The 16620-nt window shown below is 65.1% G+C and carries 19 protein-coding genes; 10 read left to right on the top strand and 9 right to left on the bottom strand.

Features of this window, described 5'->3' with window-relative positions:
* Positions 1-201: 201 nt before the first annotated feature.
* The 4 genes from JHC99_RS11180 to JHC99_RS11195 are packed head-to-tail and all read left to right on the top strand — an operon-like array spanning position 202 to position 3739.
* Positions 202-960, top strand: a complete 759-nt coding sequence (locus JHC99_RS11180; RefSeq protein WP_292154260.1) for an ABC transporter permease — start codon at positions 202-204, stop codon at positions 958-960.
* Between the two features lie 39 nt (positions 961-999).
* Positions 1000-2163, top strand: coding sequence for a chain-length determining protein (locus JHC99_RS11185; RefSeq protein WP_292154262.1), 1164 nt, complete (start codon positions 1000-1002; stop codon positions 2161-2163).
* On the top strand, positions 2163-2834 hold the full coding sequence (locus JHC99_RS11190) for an ABC transporter ATP-binding protein (protein ID WP_292154263.1): 672 nt from the start codon (positions 2163-2165) through the stop codon (positions 2832-2834). Before JHC99_RS11185 ends, JHC99_RS11190 begins: the two co-directional genes overlap by 1 nt.
* On the top strand, positions 2831-3739 hold the full coding sequence (locus JHC99_RS11195; protein ID WP_292154265.1) for a hypothetical protein: 909 nt from the start codon (positions 2831-2833) through the stop codon (positions 3737-3739). The genes JHC99_RS11190 and JHC99_RS11195 overlap by 4 nt, the downstream gene beginning before the upstream one ends.
* 22 nt (positions 3740-3761) lie before the next feature.
* Here the strand turns inward: JHC99_RS11195 and JHC99_RS11200 are convergent, their stop codons facing one another.
* The gene (locus tag JHC99_RS11200; RefSeq protein ID WP_292154267.1) at positions 3762-4655 is read right to left on the bottom strand and encodes an FkbM family methyltransferase; all 894 of its coding nucleotides are present in this window, start codon (positions 4653-4655) and stop codon (positions 3762-3764) included.
* Positions 4656-4777: 122 nt separating this feature from the next.
* On the opposite strand from JHC99_RS11200, the gene JHC99_RS11205 reads away from it, so the two are divergent.
* Positions 4778-5986: a hypothetical protein gene (locus tag JHC99_RS11205; protein ID WP_292154269.1), complete on the top strand. Its 1209-nt coding sequence runs from the start codon at positions 4778-4780 to the stop codon at positions 5984-5986.
* Between the two features lie 29 nt (positions 5987-6015).
* Here the strand turns inward: JHC99_RS11205 and JHC99_RS11210 are convergent, their stop codons facing one another.
* The 6 genes from JHC99_RS11210 to JHC99_RS11235 form a co-directional block, all read right to left on the bottom strand.
* Positions 6016-7470: a hypothetical protein gene (locus JHC99_RS11210; protein WP_292154270.1), complete on the bottom strand. Its 1455-nt coding sequence runs from the start codon at positions 7468-7470 to the stop codon at positions 6016-6018.
* On the bottom strand, positions 7467-8339 hold the full coding sequence (rfbA, locus tag JHC99_RS11215; RefSeq protein WP_292154272.1) for a glucose-1-phosphate thymidylyltransferase RfbA: 873 nt from the start codon (positions 8337-8339) through the stop codon (positions 7467-7469). The genes JHC99_RS11210 and rfbA overlap by 4 nt, the downstream gene beginning before the upstream one ends.
* A complete protein-coding gene (rfbD, locus tag JHC99_RS11220) occupies positions 8336-9238 on the bottom strand; it encodes a dTDP-4-dehydrorhamnose reductase (protein ID WP_292154273.1) in 903 nt (300 codons plus the stop codon). Before rfbD ends, rfbA begins: the two co-directional genes overlap by 4 nt.
* Positions 9231-10289: a dTDP-glucose 4,6-dehydratase gene (rfbB, locus tag JHC99_RS11225; RefSeq protein WP_292154274.1), complete on the bottom strand. Its 1059-nt coding sequence runs from the start codon at positions 10287-10289 to the stop codon at positions 9231-9233. Before rfbB ends, rfbD begins: the two co-directional genes overlap by 8 nt.
* Positions 10290-10314: 25 nt before the next feature.
* Positions 10315-10890, bottom strand: coding sequence for a dTDP-4-dehydrorhamnose 3,5-epimerase (gene rfbC / locus JHC99_RS11230; protein ID WP_292154276.1), 576 nt, complete (start codon positions 10888-10890; stop codon positions 10315-10317).
* A 104-nt stretch (positions 10891-10994) separates the two neighbouring features.
* Positions 10995-11792 carry a cell wall hydrolase gene (locus JHC99_RS11235; protein ID WP_292154278.1) on the bottom strand — a complete coding sequence of 266 codons (798 nt, stop codon included), beginning with the start codon at positions 11790-11792 and terminating at the stop codon, positions 10995-10997.
* A 299-nt stretch (positions 11793-12091) separates the two neighbouring features.
* Between JHC99_RS11235 and JHC99_RS11240 the strand changes: the two genes are divergently transcribed.
* Genes JHC99_RS11240 through JHC99_RS11250 form a run of 3 tightly spaced genes read left to right on the top strand, consistent with a single transcriptional unit; the run spans position 12092 to position 14766 of the window.
* A complete protein-coding gene (locus JHC99_RS11240; protein WP_292154280.1) occupies positions 12092-12706 on the top strand; it encodes a prepilin-type N-terminal cleavage/methylation domain-containing protein in 615 nt (204 codons plus the stop codon).
* Between the two features lie 43 nt (positions 12707-12749).
* Positions 12750-13721, top strand: a complete 972-nt coding sequence (locus JHC99_RS11245) for a type II secretion system protein GspK (protein ID WP_292154282.1) — start codon at positions 12750-12752, stop codon at positions 13719-13721.
* A gap of 46 nt (positions 13722-13767) precedes the next feature.
* The gene (locus JHC99_RS11250) at positions 13768-14766 is read left to right on the top strand and encodes a hypothetical protein (RefSeq protein ID WP_292154283.1); all 999 of its coding nucleotides are present in this window, start codon (positions 13768-13770) and stop codon (positions 14764-14766) included.
* On the opposite strand, the gene JHC99_RS11255 is transcribed toward JHC99_RS11250, so the two are convergent.
* Together JHC99_RS11255 and gspG are read right to left on the bottom strand one after the other, a co-directional pair.
* Complete coding sequence (locus tag JHC99_RS11255; RefSeq protein ID WP_366927792.1) at positions 14726-15214, bottom strand: prepilin-type N-terminal cleavage/methylation domain-containing protein; 489 nt, start codon at positions 15212-15214, stop codon at positions 14726-14728. The two genes, JHC99_RS11250 and JHC99_RS11255, sit on opposite strands and share 41 nt — an antisense overlap.
* Positions 15156-15635 (bottom strand): type II secretion system major pseudopilin GspG, encoded by a 480-nt coding sequence (gene gspG, locus JHC99_RS11260; RefSeq protein ID WP_292154287.1) that lies wholly within the window; start codon positions 15633-15635, stop codon positions 15156-15158. The genes JHC99_RS11255 and gspG overlap by 59 nt, the downstream gene beginning before the upstream one ends.
* Positions 15636-15750: 115 nt before the next feature.
* Between gspG and JHC99_RS11265 the strand changes: the two genes are divergently transcribed.
* Complete coding sequence (locus JHC99_RS11265) at positions 15751-16404, top strand: hypothetical protein (RefSeq protein WP_292154289.1); 654 nt, start codon at positions 15751-15753, stop codon at positions 16402-16404.
* A partial coding sequence (locus JHC99_RS11270) for a hypothetical protein (RefSeq protein ID WP_292154290.1) occupies positions 16401-16620 on the top strand: 220 nt, incomplete at its 3' end. The genes JHC99_RS11265 and JHC99_RS11270, both read left to right, overlap by 4 nt.

Raw genomic sequence — 16620 nt, forward strand, 5'->3', positions numbered from 1 at the left:
TCGGCCGGCCGCCTGACTTTGAAAGCGCCCAGACCGATTTCGGCGGCGTGTTCGCGGTGAATTGAGTTCGCGGAGCCGCCTTGCGCTGGCCGCACTCCCCGGTATGGTCCGGCGCCGTGAAAACGGTGAGCCGGCTGCCATCCGCCGCCGAAAAAAGGGAATGCCAGGTTGCGTGTCGGAGCTCTGAGAACGCCATCTTTGATGAAGCATCTCCGCATCATCGGTGCCTTGCTAATGCGAGAGCTCACCACCCGGTTTGGTCGGGAAGGGATCGGTTTCCTCTGGGTGATCGGCGAGCCGCTGCTGTTCTGTTTTGGCGTGCTGATTATGTGGTCGATCATCAAGCCGTCTTATGAGCACGGAATACGACTCGGACCGCTGACCATGACCGGTTACATGTCCTTGTTGCTTTATAGACACATGATCAGCTTCAGCCTGGGTGCGATCCAGGCGAATGTCGGGCTGCTACACCATCGTACGATCGGCATAATGCACATCTTCATCGCGCGAAACCTGATGGAGTTCGCGGGTGCTACCGCCGCCTTCGTGGTCGTCTACCTGACGCTCATGGCCATCGGAGAAGTCAGTCTGCCCGAGGACTGGCTTCTTCTCTATAGCGGATGGCTGACAGTGGCATGGACCGGGTTCGGCCTCGGCCTGTTGTTTGCCGGTCTGGCGACGCGCTTTGAAATCATGGAACGACTTGTACCGGTCCTGACCTACGCCATGATCCCGCTCTCGGGAGCCTTTTTCATGGTGGGATGGCTTCCGGAAAAGTACCGCGAAGCCTTCCTTCTCGTTCCGATGCCCCACGGTATTGAGATGGTGAGGGGGGGAGTGTTTGGCGAATTCGTGCACACATATTACCACCCTGGATATGCGTGGGCCGTCTCGGCGGCCCTTGCGATCACGGGAATGCTTCTGCTCGCCGACGCTAAAAATCGGATTGTGATCGAATGACCGGCCGCGCCCCGCCGCCCGGCTCCCGACGGAACTGAAATGACTGACTCCAAGCTCAACTACGTTGGACCTATCCCCAGGACGCTTGCGTTCGAACGCGGGCGTCCGGCTTGGTGGCGCAGAATTCCTGTCGCCGGCCTGCTGATCGTGGGCTTGCCAACGCTACTGGCCGCCATCTATTTTCTCCTGATCGCGTCTCCCCGCTACGTTTCCGAGGCCCGGTTTCTCGTAAGGTCGGCCGGCCAGAGCGCGCCGACTTCGCTCGGTGTCGCGCTCCAAGGCGTGGGTATCGCACCGACCCAGACCGACGCCTTCGCTGTGCACGAGTATGTGACGTCCCGCGACGGCTTGGCGGCCCTGTCTCGTCGCTATGACATCTGGAATATCCTCGCACCGCCCGGCGCCGACGCCTTCTCCCGGTTCCCGAGACCTTGGGAGGGCCGTTCCAACGAGGCGCTTTACAAGGGTTTCCAGCGTTACATCACGGTCGGCTATGACTCGGCGACCGGGATCAGTACGCTGCGTGTCGAGGCGTTCCGGCCCCGTGACGCCCAGGCGCTGACCGAGGCACTACTTTCCAGCAGCGAAGACCTCGTCAACCGGATGAACGAGCGATCGTCAGCGGACGCCGTCAGCGACGCGCTGCGCTCGCGGGACGAGGCGCGACAGCGTCTCTCGCTAGCGCAACAGGAACTCACCGCCTTCCGCAATCGCGAGCAGTTCCTCGACCCCACCGCCGCCGCTGCTGAAGGAAACGAACTGATCGGGGGCTTGCTCGCCCAGGTCGCAACCTTGCGCGCTGATCGCGCCCAACTGGCTTCGGAAGCGCCCAGCAGCCCGCAGCTGCCGATTTTTGACAGCCGTATCGCGGCCTACACCGCCCAGATCGCTAGCGAACGCGCCAAGCTTGCCGGCGCAGCCGGATCGCTGGCTCCGAAGATCAGCATCTATGAAGATCTGTCCTTGAACCGAGAGTTCGCCGACCGGGAACTCACCCAGGCGACCGCGGCCGTAGTGACAGCCGAGCAGGAAGCGCGACGCCAGAAGCTTTATCTGGACCGGATCGTCAATCCCAGCCTGCCGGACGAGGCATCCGAGCCGAAGCGCTGGCTGTCGATTCTGACCGTTTTCGCCTCTATGGTGCTGATCTACGGGGTGGGCTGGCTTGTCTATGCCGGCGTACGCGAACACAGGCAGGACTGATGGAATCCGCCGAGCCCGTTGGCTTGGTCGTCGACAACCTTTCGAAGCGCTATCACGGCGCCAAGAAGGATCTGTTCAATGGCCTCAGCTTCGATCTGCGCCGGGGCGGCCGTCTCGCCATCCTGGGGCGGAACGGGCAGGGCAAGTCCACGCTCATCAAGATGCTGGGCGGCGTCCTGCCGGAGACGGGCGGTCGCATTCGCTGGCAGATGACGTCGTCGTGGCCGATCGGCTTCGGCGGCGGTTTTCAGGGCAGCCTGTCCGGTCTCGACAACATTCGTTTTCTGGCGCGCATCTATAATCGCGATTACGCCGACGTGCTGGCTCGCGTCGATGATTTCGCGGAACTGGGAACTTCTCTGAAGCTCCCGGTCAAACACTATTCGTCCGGCATGCGGGCCCGCCTGGCGTTCGGCCTGTCGCTGGCCATCGAGTTCGACTGCTATCTGATCGACGAGCTGGTCGCGGTTGGCGACGCCCGTTTCCAGCAAAAATGTCAGGAAGAGCTTTTCCAGCACCGTGCAGACCGGGCCTTCATGATGGCGTCTCACGACACACATCTGGTCGCATCCCACTGCACCCGAGCCCTGATTATCGAAAGCGGCAAGGCCAAGCTATTCGAAGACATCGCCGAGGCGGTCGATATCTACACTTGGCTGAGGGCCGCGTGAGCGATCCGCAAGATGTCGGGCATGGCCCGCCGGGGGCCCCATGGATCGTTCTCACGCCCTCTGTGGACGATCGGGCCTGGCGCATGGAAATCAGTCGGGCCGCCGCAGAGGCAGGAACCGTCATGGTGGACGCTGCAGACGAGACGAATTCGCCTCCGGACGCCGTTCGGGTCACGAACGATGCCCATATCGCTCTCGCCGCGGGGGCGACCCGCATCATCGCCCTGATACCGGAGCCCGCCACCGCGCCCGAAGCGATCGGCGATCTGACCGGCATGGCTACGCCGGATCGAGAAAGGCACGCCTCAATGCTGCTCTCACGGGCCGCCGCCCTGGCGTCCCGATATTCGGTGGTCTCGGCGAAGGATCTGGCCGCCAGGCCGACAGCGCTGACCGTTCTCGGCGCGCTACGCCTCGTGCCCCCCCCCTCGAAAGTGGAGGTCTCGCGCCAGCCTTCCATCACAGCGGCTTTCGATGCCTATGCGGTGATCGGCCCGGGCAGCGACCAACCGACGGTCTGGGCACAGGACCTCTTCACCTACGACCAGCGTTCGATGCAGGACGCCCCGGGCCCGGCCGGCGTCCTTGACACCACAGGACGCCCCAGAATGATGGTGTCCGGACCTTATCTCTACCTGCCTCCGGGAAATTGGCGAGCATGCTTGCGGTTTGGCGTCGACGCGGCCGCAGCCAAGCATCAGTTCAGACTGGACTGGGGCACGCGGACGGCGTGTGTCAGTGAATATGTGGTCCCTGGAGCCCCCGGCCGCTACGAACTCGAGCTCGACTTCATCTGGTCCGAGGTGGACGTCGCGGAAATCCGCATTATCCTGATGGAAGGCTCATTTTCTGGCACGGTTCTGTTCGAGGGCATCACCGTTCGACAGATCGAGATGCCATCCTGACCGACAGGACCGACTGGCCAACCTAACCCCTGACCCGGTGCCGTCGAGCAACAGGGTCGGTCCGCGAGCAAACGATATCGCAGGTCTCCAGGTCGATCATTCGATCCGCATCCACCGCTGTCAGCGACCCATCCAGGCCGATCCGCCACGAGCGGAATCCCAGCGCATGGAGCCACTCGATGAACTCCGGAAGTGAGGTCCGCCCTGCCATTTGGATGGGATCCCACTCCATGCAAATGACCACGCCGGGGCTCGCTTCGATCGTCCGCTGGCCCCCTCGCAGAATGAAGGGTTCGCTTCCCTCGGCGTCCAGCCGGATAAAGTCGACGGGACCGGTGTAGTGGGCGTCGAGATTGGTCGCCTCGACGTCGAGGACGACGGAATCTTCGAATGCCGCACGGCCGTCGGTGCTCACGTGTCCCCAGCCCGAGCGCTTTCTTGAGGCGTCGAACTTGATCGTGCCCGGCGTTTCGAAGACTGCCTTGGGCACGACCCGGACGTGCTTTTTGAAGCCGTTGATATAGGCGGACTTCTCGACCATTTCAGCGAGGCGGGGGTTGGCTTCGAAGGAGGTCACCGATCCCGCCTCTCCGACCAGCGCGGCCATGGCGACGGTGTAGTAACCGACATTCGCGCCGACCTCGACCACCGTGTCTCCCGGGCGGACGAGGGACCAGACGACGGAATAGACATTGGGCTCCCAGTAGCCGTGCCCGATCAGGTGCGCGCTCATCGTTTCATCCTGCGGATCGATATACAGGAGGTAGCCGTTAAGCAGGCGCGTCAGAGCCAGCTCGGGTGAGAGGTAGAAGTACTCCACCCCTGATCTGGCCGGGGCCGATCTGCCTTGAACCGGCGCGCTGTCATCACGAAAAAAGGCGCGTCTCGCGCGCGCAAGCCGCTTGGTCAAGGTCATGAAGGCGTCCGGATGGCAACGGTGGCGGACCCTAGCCCTTGGATCGGGGCGGAGACAAGCGCTTGCGACAACCATTATCGACGGGGTTGAATCCTCATCCGCAGTCGGGCCAAAGAGGCGTGATGAGCGAGCTTTTCCGCACCGCCAATCTCGTCGTGCGAAGCGTCCCTTGCGAGGACCTCTCTCGCTGGGTCGTGACGTTCGACAACTACGGTCTCGGGCCGGGGTTCGAACGTGACGGCTTCGGCGAGCCGTTCCTGAAGGCCTATGGCATTTCCGCGATTCACGTCTTGGGGCGAGGCAACGACTGGTATCAGTATCCGGAAATCGCCGACGCCCTCGCCGCCGTTAGACAGGGGGTCGCGGGTGCGCAGCGGGTGATGACCTATGGCTCCAGCATGGGCGGATATGCGGCGGTCCGCTTCGCCGACGCGGTGGGAGCGACCAGCGTCCTGGCTTTCTCACCCCAGTACTCACTGGATCCGGCCAAGGCTGGCCATGACAGGCGGTGGCAGCAGGACGCCCATCGCATCCAATGGCTCGAAGCGGTCGACGGCCCCATTCGGAGCGCGATCAAGCCGGTCGTGATCTACGATTCGACCGGGCTCGACGGCTGGCATGGCGATCGCATCGGCCAGGACGTGGAGACGGTGGCCGTCCGCCTTCCGCATACGGCCCATCCCGTTGCGGTCTACCTGGACGAGATCGGACTGTTGCGATCGCTCGTGTTCGACGGCCTGGAAGGCGTCATCGACGGACCGACGATTCAGAGGGAGGCGCGTCTGCGTCGGCGTGCCAGCGCCAACTATTATGGCGAACTGGCGCTGCGCCAGCCCGCCAGCCGAGACCGGACCGGCCTGGGACTGGCTCGGAAAGCGGTCGAGCTCGGCCCCCTGAACGGCCACGCGCTGTCCAGCCTGGCGGCGCTGCTCTCCAGGCAAAATCTGCATCAGGAAGCGCTTGTACATCACAAGCTCCTGGTCGAGATCTCCGGGGCCAAGCCCGATTATCTGATCCCCTATGCCGACGCCCTGGTGGCTGCGGGCAATCTGGAAGAGGCCTGCAACGTGGCGGCTCAGGTCGCCGCGATCGCCCCCCACATGTCTCGCTTCCAGATCTGGGCCGCCGATATTCTCTGGAAAGGCGGGGCGGCGCAGGAAGCGTGCGCCGCATTGGGAGCCGCACTGGCGCACAATCCCACGGATCTGCTTGTGCAGGCCAAGCTCAGTCAGTGGCGGCTTGAGTGCCGCGGGCCGGTCGTCCGGCCGGGAGCCAAGGCTTGGCGGCGTCTCCAGCGGTGGTGGGCCCGTCGTGTGAGAATCGCGGCCTGAAGGTGTTTCGTTGAGCGTCGCATAGTGGACTACCTCGCAGCGATATAGGCTCCGGTGACGGCCATGCGGATGCCTGCGGTCACGGGAGAAACCTCGAACGTGAAGGTCGCGGCGCGCGGGTCGCGTTTGACCTCGCCCTCGAAGGTCCGGTAGCGAGATTGAATCGTGGCTTGAAGCCTCTGCACGGCAACCTCGCCGCCGGCGAGGTCGCGCTGGGCGAGGCGCACCTCGGCCGACGCGGTCTGCCCCGTCGCCAGGTCCGGCGCGAACAGGCTCACCCCGAAGCGATAGTCACCCGGGGGCGGAGCATCGATTGTCTGTCCGTAAGCGCCCGCCGGCACGCTTTCGGCGAGGATGGTCCGGAGGCAGTTGCCGTTCGCGCTCCACGGCGGGCCGTCGAGCGTTCCCGGCGTCAGAGGAGCCGGAGCACGTGTCGGCGTCCAGCCCTGCTCATTGCATGCGTACGAGCCCTCGGGTTCATACGGCCCGCCGACATGGGTGTTCTCAAGCAGGTTTCGCCCCGTGTAGAGCGGATCGACAGGAAAAGTCCGGATCGTTGGATCGACCGCCGATGCGCCGTCCGGATCCCACAGCCCGCCGGCCGGCTGCACCACGGCGGTCCAGGTCCTGCAATCGACCATGGAGAATGTTCGCCCATGGAAGCGGGCTTCGTAAGGGCCGCCGGGACAACGGGGTTTCAGCGCCTCCAGCGTCAGACCTCGGCCGGGACGCCAGGCCTCCCAGCGGGTCACCCCATACTCCCTGGTGAAGTAGTTGGTTTCCATCGAGCCATAGCCCGCTGAAAAATGCCGGACCACGATCGAGGCCAGGGTCCGCGTGCGCGATGGATCGGCCGGATCGACGACAAAGGGCTGCGCCGCGACGTAGCGCCACTCCACCGTCGACGCATTGGTTCGGATGCGCCCTTCGCAGCCGGGCGCGAAGGTGGCCGGCGACGCCGCCTCCCCGCTCCGCAACGCGCGATGGTCGTTGGGAAAGAGGAGCCAGCCCTGGGCGCGGCAATCCGGCGTCCACCACGGCTGCCAGTAGGCGCCGGGATCCGAGGTGCCGCGGAAGAAGACGAACTCCTCGTCCGCGCCGATGATGTTGTAGCCGCCGCGCGCCGGATCGTGATGGACCTGGTTCGGAAAGGCCGGGTCGTCGTCGAAGGCGTCGGTGAAGAAATAGCTCTGGACGCCCAGCGTCAGGCCGTTGGCGTCGGCAACGGGATAGGAGTCACTGATCTGGAAGCCGCCGACGTCGATCTTGTGATAGGGCAGCGGCTCGCCGATCCGCAGCTTGCGGCGGCTGCCGGGACAGTCGACAGGATCGGCGAAGATCGGCGTATCGGCAGCGTCAACACACACCATCTGGATCAGATAGTCCGTCGGCGGGGATGACTGCGCTCGGGTGTACGACGGCGAGCAGCCGGCCAGCAAGGTAATGAGCCCCAGGGCCGCCAGACCGGCCCCGCGGCGGATCACTTCCGCTCCAGAACCGTCTGCCGCAGGTAACGGCCGTAGTCGCTCTTGCCGAGCGCGCTGACCAGACTTTCCATCCGGGCCACGTCGATGAAGCCTTGATCGAAAGCGATCTCTTCCGGACAGGCGATCTTGAAGCCCTGGCGTTTCTCCAGCGTGCGCACGAACTCGGCGGCTTCCAGCAAGCTGTCGGGCGTGCCCGTGTCCAGCCAAGCGAAGCCGCGTCCCATGATCTCGACCGACAACTGGCCGCGCTCCAGGTATTCGCGGTTGACGTCGGTGATCTCCAGCTCGCCCCGCGCCGACGGCTTCAGGTTGGCGGCGATGTCGACCACCTGCCCGTCGTAGAAATACAGACCCGTGACCGCCCATGACGACTTGGGCTCGAGCGGCTTCTCCTCGATCGACAGGGCGCGCATGTCGGCATCGAACTCGACCACGCCATACCGTTCGGGATCGTTGACGTGATAGGCGAAGACCGAGGCGCCCGTCGGCCGCGCCATCGCGCTCTTGAACAGGTCGATGATGCCGTGACCGTAAAAGATGTTGTCGCCAAGGATCAGCGACGACGGGCCGCCGGCGACGAAGTCCGCGCCGATGACATAGGCCTGGGCGAGGCCGTCGGGGCTGGGCTGGACCGCATACTGGATGTCCATGCCCCACTTCGATCCGTCGCCCAGCAGAGCCTGGAACGACGGCGTGTCGCGCGGCGTGGAGATGATCAGCACCTCGCGGATGCCGGCCAGCATCAGGGTCGACAGCGGATAGTAGATCATCGGCTTGTCGTAGATCGGCATCAGCTGCTTGGAGGTGACAAGCGTCATGGGATGCAGGCGCGTGCCCGATCCGCCGGCGAGGATGATGCCCTTCACGCGATAGTCTCCTGGTGCAGTTCGGCGACGATCTCGGCCACGGCGTCCTGCCAGGGCCGGGGCGTCACCCCGTAGTCGCGGGTGATCTTGAACGTCGACAGGCGCGAGTTCGAGGGCCGGCGCGCCGGCGTCGGATAGTCGGCGGTCGTGATGCCCTCGACCGCGGCGGCGGGGCCGCCAAGGGCCGCGCTCTGTGTGAATATCTCGCGCGCCAGCCCGGCCCAGCTGGTCGAGCCGCCGTTGACGAAATGATAGACGCCGGTCGGCGCCTCCGGGTCGGCGATCATCTTCAGCGTGATGTCGGCCAGGACCCCGGCGATGTCGCGCGCCGAGGTCGGGCTGCCCGTCTGGTCGTCGACGACGCGCAGGGCCGGTCGGTCGGCGGCCAGACGCAGCATGGTCTTGAGGAAATTGCCGCGATGGACGCTGAGCACCCAGGCGGTGCGCAGAACCACCGAGCGGGGATTGCCGGTGCGGACGGCGTACTCGCCCGCCAGCTTGGAGGCGCCATAGACGCCCAGCGGTCCGACCGGATCGGTCTCCGAATAGTCCTGCTCGCCCGAACCGTCGAAGACGTAGTCGGTGGACACCTGGACCAGGGGGATGCCGGCCCCCTGAGTGGCCTCGGCGAGGATCGCCGGTCCCATGGCGTTGGCGGCGAAGGCGGCGACGACGTCGCCCTCGGCCTTGTCCACGGCCGTATAGGCGCCGGAGTTGATCACCGCCTTGAACGGCGTCGCCGCGAAGAGCGCGCGGACAGCGTCAGCGTCGCCCAGATCAAGCTCGGCGCGCGTCGGCAGATGCAGGCGGACGCGATCCGGCCAGGCGACCCGGGCCAGTTCAAGCCCGACCTGGCCCGCCCCGCCGGTGACGAGGATGTCGACGACGTCCTCAGCCATTGGCGACGCCCAGTCGCTCGGTCTGGTAGCGGCCGTCCAGGATCGCCTGCCACCAGCCGCGATTGTCCAGGTACCAGCGCACGGTCTGCTGGATGCCTTCCTCGAAGGTCACCGACGGGGTCCAGCCCAGTTCGTCGCGGATCTTGGTGGCGTCGATGGCGTATCGGGCGTCGTGGCCCGGCCGGTCGGTGACGAAGGTGATCTGGTCGGCGTACGGCTTGCCGTCGGCGCGGGGCTGAAGACGATCCAGGGTCGCGCAGATCGCCTTGACCACGTCGATGTTCTTCTGCTCGGCATTGCCGCCGACATTGTAGGTCTGGCCCGGCCTGCCGCGCTCGAACACGGCCTGCAGCGCGCGGGCGTGATCATCGACGAACAGCCAGTCGCGCACGTTCGACCCGTCGCCATAGACCGGCAGCGGCTCGCCGTTCAGCGCCCGGATGATGATCAGCGGGATCAGCTTCTCGGGGAAATGATACGGCCCGTAGTTGTTCGAGCAGTTGGTCATCAGGACCGGCAGGCCGTAGGTGTGGCCCCAGGCGCTGACGAGGTGATCCGACGCCGCCTTGGACGCCGAATAGGGCGAGCGCGGATCGTAGGGCGTGGTCTCCGAGAACAGCCCCGTCTCGCCCAGCGAACCGAACACCTCGTCGGTGGAGATATGGTGGAAGCGGAAGGCGGCCTTCTCGGCGTCGCCGAGACCGCGATAATAGCCCAGCGCCTGCTGCAGCATGTTGAAGGTGCCGACGACATTGGTCTGGACGAACTCGCCCGGCCCGTCGATCGAGCGATCGACGTGGCTCTCCGCCGCCAGGTGGGCGATGACCTCGGGCCTGAAGTCGGCCAGCGCCGCCGCCACGGCCGCCGGATCGCAGATATCCGCCTGGACGAAGCCGTAGCGGTTGCTGGTCGAGGCCGGCTCAAGCGAGCTCAGCAGACCGGCATAGGTCAGTTTGTCGAACACCAGCACCTCGTGCTCGGTGTCGCGGATCAGGCGGCGGACCAGGGCCGAGCCGATGAAGCCGGCGCCGCCGGTGACCAGAATACGCATTGAAGTCAATCTCCTCGGCCGTGACCTAGCCCAGATCGCCCGTGTCGGCCATCGGCACGCCATCGTAAGCGAATGGGCTGTCGAAACGAGCGAGACGCGGCAGCGCCATGTCCTTGTCGGACAGGACCGGACCGGATGTCGGCAATGGCCAGTCGATCGCCAGGTCGGGATCATCCCACGCGACACCGCCGTCGCAATCGGCCGCATAGACGTCTGACACCTTGTAGGCGACCTCGGTGTCCGGCTCCATCGTGATGAAGGCGTGGCCGAAGCCGACCGGCACGAACAACTGGCGACCATTCTCGGCGCTCAGTTCGGCGAAGGCGACCTTGCCGTAAGTCGGCGAGCCTTTTCGCAGGTCGACGGCGTAGTCGATGATGCGCCCACGCGGGCATCGCACAAGCTTGGCCTGGGCATGGGGCGGCGTCTGGAAGTGGATGCCCCGGATCGTCCCCGGAAAGGCGGAATAGGACTGGTTATCCTGGACGAAGCGCACATCGACGCCAAGCGCGGCGTATCTGGCCTCGGCGTAGGTTTCCGAGAACCAGCCGCGGGAATCTCCGAACCGGCGCGTTTCGACAAGCGTCACTTTGGAAGGCATGGACAGGGTAACCTCGTCTTCGGGTCCGACGCGCGGCGCGGGATGTTGTTTGGAAAGGCGACCGGCGACCCGATCACGTCCGGGCCGTGATTGACGCCGGGACCTCAGGATTGTCCGTCCGGAGGGGCGGCGGCGGGCGCATTCCCTCCCGTGACCAAGGCGTAGGCGCGATCCAGGGCCTCAATACGGTGGAAGAGCGGACGCCGCTCGGGTTCGGAGACGGGATCCTGGGCGCCGGGTGTCCGGCCGCCCCCCCGCGCCGCGCCGTAGAAGATATGGGCCCCGATCTGCCGCACGCGTTCCAGTCGCCTGCCCCACGAAGGCCGGACATAGTTAGCGTGGTAGTTTACCGAACTGGCGGGCAATAGCGGTTGCGCCTGTCCGGCGTAGACTTCGCGGGCGATCCGTTCCGCCCGCGTCCAGGCGGTCATGCTCACCGGGCTGCGTCCGATCGACCCGTCGCAGGTGAAGGTGAACTGGCAGGTGCGCGAGTTGCGCTGGTAGACGACCTCGCAGATTTTTGAAGGGTATCCCCGCGTCTTCGAGCGGTTGATGACGACCTCGGCGACGGCGGCCTGGCCTTCCTCGCTCTCGTTCCGAGCCTCGTAGTAAATTGCCTGGGTCAGACATTCCACGTCGTTGTCGGGCACGAGCGGCGCTGTGCGCAGGTTCAGCACGGGTGCAAGATAGCCTCGACTCCGTGACAGGTTGGCGTGTGAGCCCAACACGACGGGCGGCGGCGCGATGGTGGAAACTGCAAGGCTCGACGAGCCCGCAGCCCGGGCGGGGTCCTGGCGGACCGGGGCTGTCGGGACGGTCGAGCGGGGCTGACGCCGCACTGGCGCCTGCGCCCGAGACGCGGCGGCGTCGGAAAGGCGGCGGCCTTCGCCCGCGGCGATCATTCCGCTGAGCCTTGCATTGAAGTTAGCGCGGCGGACAGCGTAGGGATCCGCCGCGGGCGCGGGCGAAGGCAGGGCGTGAGGCGCAGGCGTAGCCTTCACTTCCCCAAAAGCCACCCCACCCGCGAGCCCGGCCGTGGCGAGGCAGGCGGCAAGCCCGGCAACAAGGGCGAGAGAAATCGTTTTGCGCATTCTTCTCCCCCTTCATCCGGTCAATATCAGTTGCGGATGGTAGAGCCAAGCGTGACAGCCGTGAGCGCTCATGGCTGGGCCAGCCGCCCCTTTGGCGCTAGAGAGCAGTCGTGCGCCGTTTTCCGTCCGGATTTTCACTTATCGAGGCCCTGGTGGTGCTGGCGATCGCCGGCATGGTGCTTGCCATCGTCTTCTCCATTGGCATCCGCGCAGGCGACGCAGGGTTCAGCCTGGGGCGGAGGGCATTGGAAGCTTCTGACAGCGACATTTCCCGCTCAGACTACCGTGTGACGATCCAGAGCATAGCGCTTCGCCCCGCCAACACTTTCGTTCCCGGCGATCCCGTCACCACGGGCGATGTCTTAAGGTTGGAAACCGAGGTTGTTATGGCGCGATCCACCCAGTGCGCGCTCAAGGGTTGGGCCGGCATCCTGCGCCTCGAAATTCGTGATCAGGACGGAGGCGGCTCGGCTGTCGTATGCCGCGCTGCGGATCGCGAAGCCGTCCTGTTCAGACTCCCGCGCGGCCGGGCGCAGTTCTCGTATTCGACAGATGGATCGACCTGGACGTCCAGCTTCGACAACACGCCGACGGACCAGCAGGACTTCGGCAATATCAGATCGTCAAATCTGTGGGTCCGTCTGCGCGGCGGGCCGGATCTCGACCTGATTGCCCGCGCGACGACAGGTCGCCCCGACATCTGGGCCCGCTCCGATGAAAGCTAGGCGTTCCGGATTCGCCCTGCCCGCGGTTCTTGCGGTCACGGGCGTGGTCACCCTGATCTTCCTCGTGGCGATCACCGCCCTTGCCAACCTGACCCGAGAGGCCAACTCGGCGCAGGCTCGTGTCCGATTCACCGAGGCGGCTCTGACGCTTGAGGCCAACCTGTCTTACCTGGCGGTGACTGAGCCCCTCTCCATCGACTCGATCGCGGTCGGCGGGCGACGCGCGACAGACGAGTTCGAAGCGGGCCTTCCACAAGGTCAGGCGGGCTCCGCCCTATTGCTGCATTTGGACGGACGGCCCTATTCGGCTCAACCCGTTTCACCCCTGATCATCTCCGTTCAGGACGAAGCGGGCATGATCAACTTGGCGGGTCTCGACGAGCTTCAGTCAGTGCGCTTGGCCGAGGCGATGGGACTGGGCGACGCCCGTCAGCGACGAATTCAGCAAATCTATCTGGACTATGTCGACACCGATTCCCTCGCCCGAACGGGGGGCGCCGAACAGTCGGATTATGGACGGGCGCGGACCGCCAATCGGAGCCTGCTCAGGCCGTCCGAATGGTTGTCCCTGCTGGGCGTGCGGCCGGAGATCGACAATCGCCGCTGGCGAGGCCTGGAAAGCGATCTAGCCTTCGATCGCGCCACTTTCCTGATGAATGTGAACACGGCCTCTTCCCAGTCTTTACAAATCCTGTTCGGTATTACTCAGGAACAGGCCGAAGCCGCCGTGCGGGCGCGTCAGTCGAGCCCTTTTCTCTCGCTGCAGGACTTTGTCGCGGCCAGCGGTGCATCGAACCTGATCGAAGGCGAAAGGCGATACACTTTCCCCTCCGGGAGGTTTGTCTATACGATCCGAGATACGCGCTCGAGATGGGTCTATCGCGCCAGGATTTCTCTCACTCCCGGAGGGGCTGAACTGCCGCTTTGGATTGACCAAGCTGAATTGAAGGAGGCGGCGCCCGACGCCGCCAGCGACCCGATCGATGCGACACCCTTTCCTTACCCCCTCGGTTGAACGGCTGAGCGCTGATGGGCAGCTTCGGCATGTCCACGACGCGGGCGTGTTCGGCCGTTTCCGTCGGCCCGTCATCCTCCTCGCCAGAGATCTCTGCACCTTCGCTCTGTTCGACGCCTCGGCGGTGCCGCGTTCGCGCCGTCACCAGGCGGCTCGGCTGCACGCGCGGTCGGCGTCGCCTTACATCGTGGCCGGAGTGGCGCTGACCAGGGCTGGCGACGCATACTGCATATGGTGGTGGGACCTCGCGCGGGTCCAGACGCTGTTGAATGCGGCCGGTTATACGAGCGCCCCCCTCCTCAGACCCGAGACGATGGCTCAGCCCGCCGGCCGCGACTGGCGGATCGTGAACCTGTGCGAGGGCTACGAGGGCCAGCTGTGGCGGAACGCAGCTCTGGTGGCTTCGGTCTGGCGCCCGACCAGGTTCGACGACGCCAGTTGGGCCGCCTTCGCCCGCGTCCAGCGCGGCGCCATCGAGGCCCCGCAGACGCCGCCGCAGGCGGAAACCCTGCCGATCGCTGACGACAGTGAGGCTTTCTCCCTGTCGCCCGGCGACATTTCCAGGGGCGACGCCCTTCGACTGGGCGGCGGGTTTCTGGCGTCCCTGATCGCATCGCTGTCGCTGTTCTGGGCAGGCCAAGGCATCGGATTGCAGCGCAGCGCCGACAAGATCGAAAAGGAAGCGACCGAAATCCAGGCCACCACGCCGCGAACCTCCGCTCTCAGAGAAGCCGAGGCGGAACTCCAGCGACTAAAGGCCTTCCGTGATGCGGAGGCCCAGACAAGTCCGCTCTCCGCGGCCGGCGCCGCTATCGGGGTGCTCGCACTCTATGATCTGGCGCCGATGGCGATGACCGTGGATGGTACAACCCTGTCAGCTACTCTGCCCTACAGCGCCGTAGACAAGGCGAGCGAGCTGACCATGGAATTTGAGCAGTCGGGCTACTTCACCGATGTGCGCCCCCGAACGGACCAAGGCGCCCACACCATCATCTTCGATATGACTATGGTCCAGTCTGCCCCGCCGCTGACTGCAGGCGAATAAATCGGCAATCATCGGTAGAAGTATGCAGCGTCATCACGACACGGTCGCCGTTGATCAGGTTGGCCGTAGCCGCTGAACAGACGCCACCTTCCTGTATTTCGAGGTCGGGCGCCAATGTGTATCGCCACGGCGCGCGCAGGGTGACAATCGCTTCGCCCTCAGTGGCCGGCGTGTATTTCGCCGGATCCACCAGACGCACGCCAATGCCCGAGCGGTTCGCCGAGCGCCGAAGTTCCGACACATCGCGTTGAAATTCGAAGAACACCGCGTGCGAAGTCGCTTGGTCGAGCATCCTCGCCGTACTGGGCATGATCAGAGCCGTACTCAACGCCATGATGACGAGCACGACCAGAATCTCCATGAGAGAGAACCCGGGTCGCAGGGCCCGATTAACGCGCTTGATCGGAGTTGACGTCCGCATTGGCCCCTTCGCCACCTTCGGCGCCATCCGCGCCGTAGCTGATGACGCGCGCGGAATCTTCGGATGCGCCCGCCGGCGTCGCGGCCGGAGCGACGTAAATATAGGGACGCGCCCACGGATCGGAGGGAAGTCCCTTGTCCAGATAGGGGCCCGACCATCCGGCAACCTGACTCGAATCCGCTTGGGTTAGCAGCGCCAGCCCCTCCTGCTCCGTCGGCAAACGCCCGATATCGAGGCGCATCGTCTCGAGCGCCGCTTCCAGCGCGCGTATCTGCAGGCGGGCGGTCGTGGTCTTGGATCGATCCAGTTGGGCGAAAAGGCGCGGCCCCACCACGGCGGCGATCAGAGCGATAATCGCCAGGACCACCAGAATCTCCAGCAGGCTGAATCCGGCGCGGCGCAACCGGGCCGAACGGATACGAGCTTTGTGTTGGGCGCTGGACTTCACGCGTGCCGCCTCGGATGTTGTGCTAGGTCACTCAGACGACTGCTGCTATATCGCACGCCGTTGGGGCGGTCGATCACAAAGCGTTGCGCTTCGTTTTCAAGGACGTGCAGTCAGTTTGCTGGACATAACTCGTTTTCGCGGCGCCATGGCGGCAGGGGCCGGCGGACTGGCCGAGAGGCTTGCCCGGACCACGCCCCGCGAGCGGTTGTTGCTCGGCTCCCTGGTCGTGGCGGCAATCGCCTATGCACCGGTCGCAGCCCTGGATTGGCGGTCGTCGCAGGAAGCGCGCTACGTCGATGCGCTGACCCGCCGAGCCGAGGCCCGCGCCGCGCAAAGCCAGGCTGCTCAGCTGGCGCGGGACGCCCAAGACGCGGCGGTTCTCGAGGATATGAACAGCTGGGGTTTTACGGCCGGCAATGTCGCCGTGGCCCAGGTCGCCCTCGAACAGCGCATACTGGAATCCGCGACGGCGGCGCAGTTGACCAACTTTCGGATCACTACCGACACCGAGCTCCAGACCATCGGTCCGATCTCCTGGCTCGGCGCCGACGTGCAGGCCGACCTGCGGTGGGGACCGACTTTCGCCTTCCTCGACGGGCTGGCGGGCTGGCCCGAGGGGTTCCGGGTGACAAGCTTCTCTTATGAGCTTGTGAACGTACCAATGATCACCCCGCTGGGGACGCCAAGCGGTCCGCCCGCCAGCGGACGCGTGACGATCGGAATCGCCGCACCCGTGGAGATTGCGGATGCGTCAGGCGCGCCGGCATGATGCGCGCGCTCGCTATCCTTGTGCTTCTGTTGGCGGCATGCGCCCTGGGGCTGGGCGTCGCCTTTCCGGGGCTGCCCGAAGAGCCGCTGTCGGTCACCCGGCGTCTCAACGTTGGCTCGGGCCCCACCCTTCGCCCGGGAGAAGGCACCGTCGAAGCGGTGCGCTTCCTCAGGACATTGCGCGCCGATCCGGCTCCACCGAGTCCCGAGCCTTTGC

It is taken from the genome of Brevundimonas sp. (genome assembly GCF_016463485.1).
Classification (GTDB): Bacteria; Pseudomonadota; Alphaproteobacteria; order Caulobacterales; family Caulobacteraceae; genus Brevundimonas.

Coding starts and splice junctions, on each gene's coding strand:
- JHC99_RS11180 (WP_292154260.1), top strand. CDS start 202: ATGAAGCATCTCCGCATCATCGGTGCCTTGCTAATGCGAGAGCTCACC.
- JHC99_RS11185 (WP_292154262.1), top strand. CDS start 1,000: ATGACTGACTCCAAGCTCAACTACGTTGGACCTATCCCCAGGACGCTT.
- JHC99_RS11190 (WP_292154263.1), top strand. CDS start 2,163: ATGGAATCCGCCGAGCCCGTTGGCTTGGTCGTCGACAACCTTTCGAAG.
- JHC99_RS11200 (WP_292154267.1), bottom strand. CDS start 4,655: ATGACCTTGACCAAGCGGCTTGCGCGCGCGAGACGCGCCTTTTTTCGT.
- JHC99_RS11205 (WP_292154269.1), top strand. CDS start 4,778: ATGAGCGAGCTTTTCCGCACCGCCAATCTCGTCGTGCGAAGCGTCCCT.
- rfbD (WP_292154273.1), bottom strand. CDS start 9,238: ATGGCTGAGGACGTCGTCGACATCCTCGTCACCGGCGGGGCGGGCCAG.
- rfbB (WP_292154274.1), bottom strand. CDS start 10,289: ATGCGTATTCTGGTCACCGGCGGCGCCGGCTTCATCGGCTCGGCCCTG.
- rfbC (WP_292154276.1), bottom strand. CDS start 10,890: ATGCCTTCCAAAGTGACGCTTGTCGAAACGCGCCGGTTCGGAGATTCC.
- JHC99_RS11235 (WP_292154278.1), bottom strand. CDS start 11,792: ATGATCGCCGCGGGCGAAGGCCGCCGCCTTTCCGACGCCGCCGCGTCT.
- JHC99_RS11255 (WP_366927792.1), bottom strand. CDS start 15,214: ATGGCGCCGAAGGTGGCGAAGGGGCCAATGCGGACGTCAACTCCGATC.